At 48.2% G+C, this 13203-nt stretch carries 13 protein-coding genes; 6 read left to right on the plus strand and 7 right to left on the minus strand.

Features of this window, described 5'->3' with window-relative positions:
- Positions 1–170: 170 nt before the first annotated feature.
- Positions 171–587: a hypothetical protein gene (locus tag MKY98_RS20385; protein ID WP_069011025.1), complete on the minus strand. Its 417-nt coding sequence runs from the start codon at positions 585–587 to the stop codon at positions 171–173.
- Between the two features lie 164 nt (positions 588–751).
- Between MKY98_RS20385 and MKY98_RS20390 the strand changes: the two genes are divergently transcribed.
- From MKY98_RS20390 to MKY98_RS20400, 3 genes are all read left to right on the plus strand, one after another.
- Complete coding sequence (locus tag MKY98_RS20390; protein ID WP_341011215.1) at positions 752–2722, plus strand: methyl-accepting chemotaxis protein; 1971 nt, start codon at positions 752–754, stop codon at positions 2720–2722.
- Between the two features lie 56 nt (positions 2723–2778).
- Positions 2779–2955, plus strand: a complete 177-nt coding sequence (locus MKY98_RS20395) for a YjfB family protein (protein WP_023990044.1) — start codon at positions 2779–2781, stop codon at positions 2953–2955.
- 190 nt (positions 2956–3145) lie between these two features.
- Entirely contained in the window at positions 3146–4501 is a 1356-nt protein-coding gene (locus MKY98_RS20400; RefSeq protein WP_069011023.1) for a dipeptidase, read from the plus strand.
- A gap of 73 nt (positions 4502–4574) precedes the next feature.
- On the opposite strand, the gene MKY98_RS20405 is transcribed toward MKY98_RS20400, so the two are convergent.
- The 5 genes from MKY98_RS20405 to MKY98_RS20425 all read right to left on the minus strand — a co-directional run bounded on the left by MKY98_RS20405 (position 4575) and on the right by MKY98_RS20425 (position 7148).
- Positions 4575–4961 carry a hypothetical protein gene (locus MKY98_RS20405; RefSeq protein WP_176715708.1) on the minus strand — a complete coding sequence of 129 codons (387 nt, stop codon included), beginning with the start codon at positions 4959–4961 and terminating at the stop codon, positions 4575–4577.
- Positions 4962–5025: 64 nt separating this feature from the next.
- On the minus strand, positions 5026–5289 hold the full coding sequence (locus MKY98_RS20410; protein WP_029518340.1) for a hypothetical protein: 264 nt from the start codon (positions 5287–5289) through the stop codon (positions 5026–5028).
- 86 nt (positions 5290–5375) lie between these two features.
- Positions 5376–5867: a hypothetical protein gene (locus tag MKY98_RS20415; RefSeq protein ID WP_013311697.1), complete on the minus strand. Its 492-nt coding sequence runs from the start codon at positions 5865–5867 to the stop codon at positions 5376–5378.
- Positions 5868–6008: 141 nt separating this feature from the next.
- A complete protein-coding gene (locus MKY98_RS20420; RefSeq protein WP_069011022.1) occupies positions 6009–6491 on the minus strand; it encodes a hypothetical protein in 483 nt (160 codons plus the stop codon).
- Positions 6492–6920: 429 nt separating this feature from the next.
- The gene (locus MKY98_RS20425; RefSeq protein WP_007431813.1) at positions 6921–7148 is read right to left on the minus strand and encodes a helix-turn-helix domain-containing protein; all 228 of its coding nucleotides are present in this window, start codon (positions 7146–7148) and stop codon (positions 6921–6923) included.
- Between the two features lie 304 nt (positions 7149–7452).
- Here MKY98_RS20425 and efeO point away from each other — a divergent pair, with 304 nt between their 5' ends.
- From efeO to MKY98_RS20440, 3 genes are read left to right on the plus strand one after another with little or no spacing between them, the layout of a single operon-like run.
- Positions 7453–8331: an iron uptake system protein EfeO gene (efeO, locus tag MKY98_RS20430; protein WP_069011021.1), complete on the plus strand. Its 879-nt coding sequence runs from the start codon at positions 7453–7455 to the stop codon at positions 8329–8331.
- A gap of 4 nt (positions 8332–8335) precedes the next feature.
- Positions 8336–9700 carry an iron uptake transporter deferrochelatase/peroxidase subunit gene (gene efeB / locus MKY98_RS20435; protein ID WP_069011020.1) on the plus strand — a complete coding sequence of 455 codons (1365 nt, stop codon included), beginning with the start codon at positions 8336–8338 and terminating at the stop codon, positions 9698–9700.
- A 24-nt stretch (positions 9701–9724) separates the two neighbouring features.
- Positions 9725–11554, plus strand: a complete 1830-nt coding sequence (locus tag MKY98_RS20440) for an FTR1 family iron permease (RefSeq protein WP_069011019.1) — start codon at positions 9725–9727, stop codon at positions 11552–11554.
- 214 nt (positions 11555–11768) lie between these two features.
- Here the strand turns inward: MKY98_RS20440 and MKY98_RS20445 are convergent, their stop codons facing one another.
- Entirely contained in the window at positions 11769–13181 is a 1413-nt protein-coding gene (locus MKY98_RS20445; protein WP_029518336.1) for an alanine racemase, read from the minus strand.
- Positions 13182–13203 lie beyond the last annotated feature (22 nt).

A 13203-nucleotide genomic window follows, 5' to 3' on the forward strand; every position in this document is an offset into this window, starting at 1 on the left:
ACAACAACTAGGTCATTTGTGCTCTGGGTGTTGTTGAGAATTATAGCCACGAGTCTGTAGCAGCTGTCTGTCTATGCTCGTGGCTAGTTGAGCTTCTGCGCAGCGGCCTATCCTAGGAGAACCACGAACAGGCAGCGAGTATTTACTAAAGAAATATTCACCTGATATATTTACAGAAACGGAGTCGAAGCGATGCCCGTGAATACCTCTGGACCATTACGAACAGTGGTCGAAACACCAGAAATATAAGAAGAATATACTGTTTGTATTGCCAATGGAGCGGATAGATCCTGTGCATTAAAAGCTTGCGTTTCATTAGATCCGGTCACGCCCAGTACCCCCTCGGCGCGGTAGACTACCTCGCTCGGATCATAGTCGGCTCCACGCACGATTTCAACTGCATACGTATCGCCAAGCTCACCGATTAGACCAATGGAACCACTAAAAGTCACAATCGGACCTGGCACAAGAAAGGTTCGCAGAGTAATCAAACCGAATCGCTCCGGTATAGGACCCAGTTGAATATCGGGACCTTCACCTGTCTTTGATGAATTGGTGGAGCTTCTCATATCCAGAAAAAAACCCATACCTTATCCCTCCAAATTGCAAGATACTCCATGTTATGCAAGAAATTCTTTGGCGTATTGGACAAATTAGTAATAAATCTATCAATTCAGCTCAAAATAACCGATAGTAAATACATATGATATAAGCTTTAGAAATGAATATATAGATAGAAAGCAGGGGTTAGATGAAACGACTGAAAACATTAACACTACGCAAGAAATTGACCGCAGCATTCCTTCTGGTCATGCTTGTTCCTAGTATTATTGTAAGTTCTTTTTCTTATCAAGCAGCATATAACCAGACGGACCGCCAATTACTTGATAGTGCGACAACTAGCGTTACTGCATCCGATCGTGCAGTTACTCAAACGATTCAAGCCAAAATCGCGGATCTCGAATATTACTCTACAACGATGACGGCTAGTGATAACAGTGCTGAAGCAGATGATGCCATTCTAAAAAGATTACAAGTTTATTTGAAAATGCACGCGGAAGCTGTTGATATGTTTGTAGGAACCCCCGAAGGTAAGCTCATTATTGGCAAAGCCGTAGGCTCCACAAACGATCCTCGTGAGCGCCCGTGGTACAAACAGGCCCTGGAGAAACCCGGTCAAACCGTAATCAGCCCTGTTGGACTCAATACGGCTAAGATCCCCGTTGTGTATATTTCACGTACACTTCCCGACAACAGCGGTGTTCTCGGCCTTTCCCTGAACCTGAAAAATTTGAAAGAAATCACAAATTTAAAAATCGGACAAAATGGCTATATTATGATATTAGATGGTACCAAACGTATCGTTACCCACCCAACAGAAGTCAGCGGAAGTACCAAAATGGGAGAAACAATACCCAAACTGTTTGACTCTAAGGAAGGCAGCTTTAACTACGATCTTAATGGCGTAGATAAACACCTGATTTTCAAAACCAATGCGCTGACAGGCTGGAAAATTGCCGGCACAATGGACAAAGCAGAAACCAGTGCCTCCGCCCAACCGATTCTTATCACGACGATCGTAGTGTTGGTGATTGCAGCCATCATCATTGGCGTGCTCGCAATGTGGCTAATCAGCAGTATACTTAAGCCTATCCAAAGATTGCGTAATTCTATGGATGCCATCAGCCAAGGTAATCTTTCGATTAACGTGGCTACGACCAGTACAGATGAAATTGGTGAATTATCAAGATATTTTCAACAAATGGTAGATAACCTGCGTAACATGATTAGAGAAATTCAAGCGATGACTGGCAATTTGTCGGCATCCTCGCAAGAGCTTGCAGCAGGTGCAGAACAAACGACCCGGGCTATCGAGCATGTGACCATAGCCATTCAAGACGTGGCTGCTGGCAGCGAACGCCAAGTGGGCAGTGCTAAAGCTAATCAGACACGGGTTAGCGGCATGGCAACAGACATCACCGCTATGACCGAAACTATGGCTGAAATGACTACTTACTCCGCACAGGCCATTCAGGCGTCGGATGCAGGCAGTGAGCATATCGGCAACAGCGTCGTTTCCATTGATGGCATTCGCACTACCGTGGAAGAACTGGACACCATTATCGGTGCTTTGAATGATCGATCTGGACGAATTGGAACGATTATTACTGTCATTACGGAAATCGCCAGCCAGACTAATCTGCTCGCATTGAACGCTTCTATTGAAGCGGCACGTGCAGGGGAGCATGGTAAAGGTTTTGCTGTCGTGGCCACAGAGGTCCGCAAGCTGGCTGAAAACTCAGCTCATTCCGCACAACAAATTCGTGAACAGATTCAAGGGATACAGAGCGGTGTATCTGAAGCCCTGACCGCTATGGAATCCGCCAAGGAACGCGTAAGCGAAGGTATCAATTCCATTGACCTATCCGGTCGCTCCTTCTCACGCATCCGTAGAGCGGTAGCCAAATCAGCGAAGCAGCTGGATAACGTCGCAGCTTCTACCGCTGGAGTCGCAGATGGAACAAGTACAGTCGTCAGCAGCATGGAGGAAATTACACGCATCGCTGAAGAAGCGGCATCCCATACGGAGACCGTGTCCGCAGCCGCTGAGGAGCAGCTCGCCTCCATGGAAGAGATCGGTTCGTCTGCCGCAGATTTGACCCGTCTGGCAGAACAGCTTCAAGATTTACTGACACAATTCCAATTGGATGAAACAAAATAACCGTTCCAACCGATAAATATAGAGAAAGAGTCTTCACAATGAAGGAGGGTTGGAACATGGATATCGCAGCATTATCAACAGGTATGAGTCAGGCTAGCTTGGCCCAAGCCGTAAGTGTGAAGGTATTAAGTATGGCTAAAGATCAGGCTAGTGAACAAGGACAGGCCTTAGTGCAGATGATGGAAAAAAGCGTACAGCCTCATCTTGGCGGTCAACTGGACATTCGCGCGTAAATACATGCATATGCTTGGTTAAGGGCGATTCTACTCAGGTCTGGACAGACCCGGGTAGAATCGTTTTTTTATCTCCCAATTTCTCGTTCAGCACAAAACGTAGTAAACTAGACATATCGTCCACGACCTCGGTTCGGAGGATAGCGCAACATTCACACGATTTACATTGAAAAAGGAGGATACATAGTTTATGAGTTATTCTGAATATTTTAAAAAAGCCAGAGAGCAACAACTGGGCGAGTTACAGGAGTGGTTGTCCATTCCAAGTATCTCAGCATTATCGGAGCACAAAAAGGACATTAACCAAGCAGCTGATTGGCTGGCTGCCAAACTGACTGCTGCTGGTCTGGAAAACGTTGAAATCATTCCGACCAAAGGGCACCCGCTGGTATATGCGGATCATTTGCACGCACCTGGTAAACCAACGATCCTCGTGTATGGACACTATGATGTACAACCCGTAGACCCGCTTCACCTGTGGGAAACGCCGCCGTTTGAGCCATCCATACGTGATGGAAAATTGTATGCGCGCGGAGCGACAGATGATAAAGGACAGGTTTTCTTGCACATTAAGGCAGTTGAGGCCATTTTGAAGCAGGAAGGCAAATTGCCACTGAACATCAAATTCTGTATTGAGGGCGAAGAAGAAGTATCCAGTCCGAACTTGCTTGAGTTTTTGCAAACTAGAGCTGAACGTCTGGCAGCCGATGCTGTACTGGTGTCCGACACTTCCTTGATCGAAAAAGGAAAGCCTGCCATTTGCACAGGTTTGCGTGGATTATGCTCGCTGGAAGTCGCCATTCACACGGCGAACACAGATCTACATTCCGGTTCTTTCGGTGGCGGCGTGCCGAATGCCCTGCATGCTCTGGTGTCCTTGCTGGCAACCCTGCATAATGACAAAGGCAGTGTAAGCGTCGAAGGATTCTACGATGATGTTGCTCCATTATCGGCAGAGATGAGAGAAGAATTCATGAAGCAAGGCTTCAATGAGAGCAAGCTGCAACAAGATCTTGCACTTGATTCCCTCTATGGTGAAGAAGGATTCAGCTTCGTTGAGCGTGTGGGGGCTCGTCCGACACTGGAACTGAACGGCGTATACGGCGGCTTCCAAGGGGAAGGTACGAAAACGGTCATTCCGAAAGAAGCTCACGCTAAAATTACGTGCCGCTTGGTGGCTAACCAGAACCCGCAAGACATTCTGGACAAAATCGAGCGCCATTTGCGCGCCCATGTTCAGGCAGGAGCTACCCTGGATATTCAACAGGGCGAAAAAGCGAACGCCTTTAACATCGACCCGTCACACGCGTTTCTGCAAGCGGCGGCCGATGCTTTTGAGAAGGTATACGGTGTGCGTGCCCTCTTTACCAAGGATGGAGGCTCCATCCCAATCGTGGAGACTTTCTCCCGTGTGCTGACTGCCCCAGTCGTGCTGATGGGTTTCGGCTTGCCAGATGAGAACCTGCACGCGCCCAACGAGCATTTCAACTTGGACAATTTTGACAAGGGTCTGCTGACGATTGTGGAGTTTTTGAAATCGGTGTAAGTAAACTAAAAAGCATTCACAGCATGGAACCATCCTTGCTTCGTGAATGCTTTTTTTTCGTTAGTTCTGTCGCTTAAGAAAAACGGGTATAGCGCAACAGATGAGCCAGCCGATTGAGCCGTTCTATCTCCCGATCGAACTCATGCAGCGGCTGTCCAGCCAAAGCAGCGTTTGCTCTCAGATCCCGTAGCGGGTTCATTTTCCGACCCATGAGTTTCAGCACCGTGGCCTTCCCCATGTTATTCACCACCACATATTGTGTTAGCGGGTCAAGCTCAATCCACAATACATGATGCTGTTGGAAAAACGACAATAGTTGCTTTTTTAACGCCTCCAGCTCTTCAAGGTCACCTGTGATTTGCGGATGATGATGAAAAGCCACATAGCCCATCACCCGCAGGTCACTTATGATTTGTTCCAAATGAAGCGTTTCGTGTATGTACACATTGTTCGTGCTCATGCGGTTTCTTGCACCATTCGTATGATCTTCCCGGATGACGTTCACCACCTGACTATCATTTATATCAAGCTTTATCTTTCCCCTTTTCCAATAGCTGCACAAGCCAGCAACCTCCAAACCACAATGCACCTACAGCAAAAAAAACGGTATACACCGTATATAACGTGGTCAGTTCAAACAAGCTATTGTACCGATTAAGCAAGATCCCCCACAAGCATAGCAGAAAATTGCTACCATTTTGCTGATGAAAGCGATGCTTATAGATCCGTTGAATCAAAACAGCCAGGAATCCTATCAACAAAACGTGATTCAGCAAAATACTCCACATTTCCATAAGCCCCCTTTTTCACTATAGCGCAATGGCTTTGAAAAGTCAGGACGTACACAAACCTTGCGAACAAAAAAACAACCGGCTTATACGCCAGTTGTTTCCCGTTCCACAAAATACTTATTGGTCATATAATGGGCCTTGCCTCTGGAAGTATCCACCATTCCCTTTTTGTTGTCGAGAAAAACAATCTCCCGGCATTTGGTGCAGTACCACTTGGTCCGCTTAAAGGGAGATTCTGTAACATACGATGTACCACATTTGCAATCTACTTTAATTAAAGTTTCTGTTGATTTGTAAGCCTGGGACAACTCTTTTAGGCCAGTATCCGGTTGTTGAATGGGGATAATAACCTCCTGATAGCTTGAATACTGATTATGCACTTTAAAATCAGCCACCAGTTCCGCATGCAGTCCAAAGTACTCTTTGCCAATCTCGGTTACAAATTTCTTACCGATTCTGTAACACTCAAGCCATTCCTGTATCTGTTGATTAGACAAAGGCACTGTGCCCTTGATACCACTATTTAATGTGTAAGTCATGATGTATAAAGTATCATCTTGTCTATGTCCGTACATGAGAAGCCTCCTTATAATACACTTGATAATGTACTACAAAGCGCAAAAAACATCAATTTTATTATTTGCCAAAAGACTTATATCATTTGGGTAGGCACACAACAATTGTGAGTATATGGTTAGAAAGCAACTGACAATCTGTCAGTTGCTTTGTCTTTCCACATAGTATTTGTTGGTCATGTACCACGCCTTGCCTTTATCCGTATCCACCATGCCCTTTTTACGATCCAGGAACACAATGTTATTACACTCCTTGCATGACCACTTGGTTCTTTTATGCGGTGACTCCTCTATATAGGAAGCACCACATTTACATTCTACCTGAATTAATGTTTTATACTGGCTGTACGCCTCTACCAGTGGGTCCAGCTCTACAGCTTTGTGTTCCATTACAGGCTGTATTATGAATATGTGTTCTCTCTGCTCCGAGTATTCATTATGTACCTTGAAATCTGCTACCAACTCAGGGTTTAAACCAAAATACTGTTTTCCCACAACCGTTACAAACTTGCTGCCAATTCGATATGCTTTGATCCATTCCTGCACCTGCTTACTGGTTAGGTCGACAGTTCCCTTTATACCGCTGTTCAGCGTATAAGTCATCAAGTGTTGGTTGGGTGTCATATGTCTTAACATTCACCTCCGATCAAGAATATACCACAGGTAGCTCTAGGCAAAAGCTACTTCCTGCTACCTGAAGCAACGAGCTTTTTCTGCCTTGTGATTCTTCTTCAATCCATCTTCCATCCTGTCGTCATGCTGAATACTGTTTTTGTAGGGATTTATATTCTTAGACTATCACCGAATGCATTTCTAGCCTTGTATAACTTTGTGGTAATTCTTCTGATTTGATCACTTCTGCTAGTTTACCATGATCTCCAATGGTAGTTTCTTCCTTCTATATATAGTACATCATTTACACGCAATTTCCCACATATTTCAGCGGTTTAATCGTTTTACTTTTTTATATACCACAAAACAAAAGCCTTCCCGACCACCCTTCATTGTCGAAGGATCATCGAGAAGACTTTGTACCCCGCAAGGAACGAGAGGTCAGATTTTTAATTCGCCAAGCCTGATTAATTCCACGACCGCCTGTGAACGACCTTTTACGTTCAGTTTCTGCATTACATTGGAAATATGGTTTCGGACCGTTTTTTCGCTAATAAATAGCTGTCCGGCGATGTCACGTGTTGTTTTGTCCTGCACGAGCAGTTCAAATACTTCACGTTCACGGTGAGTTAACAAAAACTTGTTTTTATGGTCGTTACCCTTCGTCAATTTCACCCCTCCTTGCTCGGGTTTTGTGTGGTGTAACAAGGTTAAGGGATACAGTCAACACATTTTATGTCATGCGCTTAGGTATGGTTCAATATGCGGATAAAAATGGGCATAGGCACCCTACTAACTCCCTTCGATGGAGGGTTGGACTCTGCGTCTAATTTATGTATTGACAGGCATATGGGCCAGCCTTATGATAAGAAAAACCGCGACTGATAATCATTATCAAAATGATAATTTGATATAGATATCGCAACAGACTATGGTTCAAGGCCAGTTTGGCCAGAAAGGGTGTTCATTGATTATGAAACTACGTTATGCCGTACCGGCCGGAGTGCTGGTCTCTTCTATTCTGTTCGCAGGTTGCGGACAAACCGGAACTACTACTCAACAGCCTGCTGCAACGACCAAAGATGCAGGAGCCACAACACAGACAACGACTCCTGCCGCTTCTGCTCCCAATTTTGATCAAGCGGTAGCAGCTTACCGCACCTATGCCATCGAGCAATGCGATACGTTTGTGAAGAAGACAGAAGAATTCACGAACGCGGTCAAAGCTGGCGAGCTGGATAAAGCCAAGGCGCTGTATGCTCCTGCACGCATGTACTATGAACGGATTGAACCAATTGCAGAAGCGCTGGGTGATCTTGACCCAAATATTGATGCACGTGACGGTGATGTGGATGCAGCGGATTGGCGCGGCTTTCACCGGATTGAAAAAACATTATGGGAAGAAAACACAACCAAAGGAATGGACGAGTTCTCCGACCGACTACTGAGTGATGCCAAGCTGCTGCGCGCCAAAGTAGAAACAGTTAATATTGACGCCAGCCTGATGGTAACGGGTGCAGTCGAGTTGTTGAATGAAGTCTCTACCTCGAAGGTGACGGGTGAAGAGGAACGATATTCCCATACGGATTTGTACGACTTTGCAGCCAATGTAGAGGGCGCACAAAAGATATATGACATTTTGAAAACAGATCTGAACCAAAAAGATGCCGCGTTGGAAAAACAAATCGGTGAGCGCTTTACGGCCTTACAGCAGGAGTTGGCTCCTTTCAAGGACGGAGAAGGCTATGTATCGTATACAAAACTGAAACCGGAAGAAGTTAAAAAGCTGAGCCAAAACCTCGATGCCTTGGCAGAACCGTTGTCCCAAATGGGGAAATTGTTAGGAGTGTAATGATATGAAAGGCTTTAAGCGGCAAAAAGGGCAAGAAAAGCCGCAGTATGCGGAATCCCATAATGAACAGGGCGATCTGGTAAAAAAGGATGCGAAGCTAGTGAAAGATGATCCGTCAGGAAAAAGCAAATCCGTATCACGCCGAGACCTATTGAAGCTGGCCGGGGTAGGTGGACTAGGTCTCCTGCTTGGCGGCGGGGGCGTGGGAGCCGTGCTGTCAGCCGGTCAACGTCTCGAAAGCATGATGACGGATGCGGATACCAAAGATGTAATCCCTTTTTACGGGAAGCATCAGGCAGGTATTGTGACTCCGGCACAGGATTTCATCTGCTTCGCCGCTTTCGATCTAACAACCAGCGACAAGGAACAGGTGCGTAGCCTCTTCAAAGCCTGGACGGAAGCAAGCGCTACAATGACTTCTGGCGTGCTCCTTGGCAACGATAATGAAAACCTCAACCTCCCTCCGTCCGATACGGGCGAGGCGGCAGGATTGTCGCCGTCCCGCACGACGATCACCTTTGGTGTGGGCCCATCCTTTTTTGATGGACGATATGGCCTGGCAGGGCTTAAACCTGCCGGGTTCCGTGATCTGCCCCGTTTTCAAGGGGATGCCCTAGAGGAGCAATGGTGCGGTGGCGATATCGGAGTGCAGGTATGTGCCAATGACTTGCAGGTCGCTTTCCATGCCCTGCGTAATTTGGCGCGTATCGCCAGAGGAACGGCGGTGCTTCGCTGGACGCAGGAAGGCTTTCAGCGGACTGCACAAGCTGATCCTGCGGGAAGCACACCACGCAATTTGCTGGGCTTCAAGGACGGTACGGGGAACCCGGACACCTCCAAGGCAGACGAGATGAATCGGCTGGTGTGGACACAGACCAGTGACGGACCAGCATGGATGGGCGACGGCAGCTATATGGCTGTACGCCGCGTACGCATGCGGGTAGAGGTGTGGGATCGCTCAACATTGGGCGACCAGGAGGATACTTTTGGACGTCATCGCAGCAGCGGGGCCCCACTCGGTAAGGTCAAGGAGTTCGACAAGCTTGATCTGGCGGCCAAAAATCCGGAAGGCAAGCCAGTTACGCCTCCTACCTCTCATGTGGCTTTGGCTCATGGGGACGGGAGCATTAACATTTTGCGGAGGTCTTATTCGTATTCAAGCGGATTGGACAAGCAAACTGGACAGCTGGATGCCGGGCTGCTGTTCATCAGCTATCAGCGTGATCTATTCAAGCAGTTCGTTCATATTCAGGAGAAGCTTGCACGCAATGACAAGCTGAACGAATACATTGTACACAAAGGCAGTGCGGTGTTCGCCTGCTTCCCAGGTGTATCGCAAGGCGGCTACATCGGGGATACGTTATTTTAGCAGCAGGCAAGGAAGGGGATTTATATGAATCGGCGTAATAAAAGCTTGGGATGGGTGTTGGGGTTGGTGGCTGCTCTGCTGCTGACCGTAGCTCCGTTCCTATCCAGCTTCGGGTCGGTCGCTTTTGCACAAACAGATGCCAAAGCTGTCACCAATGATCAGCTGATGCCTGTAGTGGGCGGAGCGCTGGTGGAAGCGGGACAAGCCCAATGGACGGAAGCCTCCAAGGATCTGAAAGAATTCCGCACGCTGTGGGAGGCCGCCAAGACAAATGGTGGAGATTCAGCTCACATCGCGACTGTAGATCAAGCACTCACCGATGCGGAGCAGACACTCGCCAGTGGCGGCGGGGAATCAGCGAAAGCTGCCTTATCCGTGCTAGCGCGCTCGGTCAATGAGTACGTCACTGCTGCCGAAGGGGACAAACCAGCCCCGGCTGGAACCAAAGCAGCGGAAAAACTGCTTCCCATGGCGAAGGGCAGTCTGGCCGCCATGCAAAAAGGCGATTGGGCTGCCGCCCGGGTGGATTACGACCGAATCGTCAAAGCCTGGTATCAGGTAGAAACACCGATTCGTTTGGACAATTTTCCGGTATACAGTTCGCTCGAAACTAAAATCAGTCTCATTCGCATCTCCATGCAAGCTGAGCCCATTCGCCAAGAACAGGCTCTCAGGGAAATGCAGGAATTAACGACTCTGTTGTCTGATTATAGTCAGGGCAAATCTGTGAACACAGGTCAAGGAACGAATACAGGCAATACGGCTACCGGAACGACGAATGGTTCGACAGCTTCCTTGGGCGATGCAGTCACCTTGCTCAAATCCGCACGCCAAGATGCTGTAGCTAATCAATCAGAGCAAGCGGCTGACAAGGTAGTGCAGTTTATCGCTCTGTGGCCTTCTGTCGAAGGACATGTACAAATTGCCGATCCGACGTCTTACACTGCGATTGAAAATGAAATGACCGAGGCTTCCGGATATCTGCTGTCTTCTCCACCGAATACAGACAAAGCCATACAGACTCTTGATCAGATGCTGGACAGGCTCCGTCCGTTGACGGAAGAACGTTCTTACACTGCGTGGGATGCCGCACTGATTTTGCTGCGTGAGGGTCTGGAGGCCATCCTCGTGCTCGCAGCTCTGCTGGCGTATGCCAAAAAAAGTGGCGAAGCCGTGGCTGGACGGTGGATATGGGCAGGAGCTGGAACGGGGCTGGTGCTGAGCGGAATTCTGGCAGTGCTGTTCACCACACTGGTGGCAGCAGCCGCATCGGGCAGCATGCGTGAGCTGCTGGAAGGTGTCACCGGACTGGTAGCAGTCGTGCTGATGCTGACCGTTGGTAGCTGGCTACATAGCAAATCCAATGCTGCCGCATGGAACCGCTTTGTGGAAAACAGCGTGGGCAACGCATTGGCACGGGGAAGCCTGTGGTCGCTATTTGCGGTTTCTGCGCTCGCAATTCTGCGTGAAGGAGCCGAGACAGCTATCTTTTATGTCGGTATGGCTCCAGCCATCGAAACCTCGCAATTGCTGATCGGCATTAGCTCGGCGATGTTTATTCTGGTCATTCTGGCGTTTGCGATCATTAAATTTAGTGTACGGTTGCCGATTCGCGCCTTTTTCCTGACTGCCACTGCACTGATTTACTATCTCGTATTCCGATTTCTGGGCGAAAGTATTCATTCGCTTCAGGTGGCTGGCAAGCTTTCGGGGCACACTGCCTCCTCGCTTCCGTCCATTAGCTGGCTGGGAATGTATCCAACTTGGGAAACATTTGTCCCACAAATCGCTGTACTGATCTTTATGGTATGGCAGCTTGTGCGTCAGGAAATGCGCAGCTCCAAGCAACATTAAGTCGATACTACCCTACTCATCATGTAAAAAAACGCCAAATCACAGGTCCGATTTGTATCGGTTCCCATGAGTTTGGCGTTTTTTTTATATACTTCAGCATTTTGCATCATTCGATTCCCAACGCTCGTAAGTACAATATATAGACGAACTAAAGCGTTTCGATCTATATATTGCTGATTTAAAAACGCTCTTGGGATTTATGCAAAATGCCCACTTATATCACATCCTCAGGCAACGGAATCATGCGCTGATGACGCAGCAGGTCCGTGCGGTCACCGTGTTCACGAATGACATGTACCTCCCCACGAAAATCGAGCAGCTCCGCCGGGGTAGCATGTCCCAGAAATTGTAGTGGACTATAGCTTAATCCATAGGCTCCTGCATTCGGAAAAGCAATATAATCGCCCTCGTGAATCGGAGGAAGCTGCGCTTTTTTCACAATACAATCCTCGGGTGTACAAAGTGGACCGACAATGCTTACCGTCTCCAGCTCCATGGATGCTTCTTCCAAAGGCCCTCCTGTTCGGCTTGCAATCTCTTCTAATGATTGTTCGACAGCAACAGCCGTTTGAGCAGAAACGTCTCTCTGCCCCATCTGTAGGGTTGCTTCCAACTCTCGTTCTTTGGGTTCTTTCGATTCTCCCACTTGCCTGCGCATAATTCGTACCGGGTAGTTGTCCCTAATGCGGCGTCCTCGAAAAGTAGCTGCGGCGTAGTGATTCATGCCACCATCAGCCACGACAAACTTCTCTCCCTTGGATTCCTTTGTATACAATGCTCGGCAGACATACATGCCCGATTGAGCAACCAGATACCTGCCGCTTTCGATGATTAGTTTAACCCCGGGCATGCGGGTTCGGGTCTGCTCCGCGAGTGCGTTCAGTCCGTCAATGACGTGATCCATATCGAGCGGCTCCTCATGAGCAAAATAAGGTACGCCAAACCCGCCGCCCAAATTGATCGTATGCATTGCCACACCATACTGAGCCTGTACCCGTTCTGCCAACTGCAGCGTATTCGCAAATGAAGCTAAAATCTGATCCGATTTCAACATTTGCGTACCTGTATATACCTGAATACCTTGAAAATGGACGTGTGGGCAATCTTCCAGTACCTTAAAAAAGTGATCCAGCTGTCCTTCATCTACTCCAAAGGGGCGCGGAACGCCGCCCATCTTAATCGTTGCTCCAGACAGATCGTTATCAGGATTGATGCGAACCGCTGCCCTGACAAGCTGGCCCGCTTGGGCCGCAATGTCCTCCAGCAGACGCAGCTCCCTCACCGATTCGACATGAATACAGCCGATTCCATAGGCTATCGCCTCGTTCAGCTCGGCTACTGTTTTTCCCGGTCCGGCGTACAGCACGTCTTCCGCAGCATACCCGGCCTCCATAGCGACGAACATTTCTCCGGCCGAAGCAATCTCAACACCACAACCTAACGAGCGCAGCAACCCAGCCAAGGCTACGTTACCATTAGCCTTGAGCGCGTAATGTACACGCACAGCCGGGTGCAATCGGGACAGCAACGAGCTGACATGAGCATGCAGCGCGTCCCCGTCATAATAGTAAAATGGCGTCGGATGCTCGCCGAATCGTTCCAGTAAGGCTTCGTCCTTTTTATCCATCTACTGAATTCCCCTCCTCTCT

The organism is Paenibacillus sp. FSL M8-0228, assembly GCF_038007385.1.
Taxonomy (GTDB): Bacteria; Bacillota; Bacilli; order Paenibacillales; family Paenibacillaceae; genus Paenibacillus; species Paenibacillus polymyxa_D.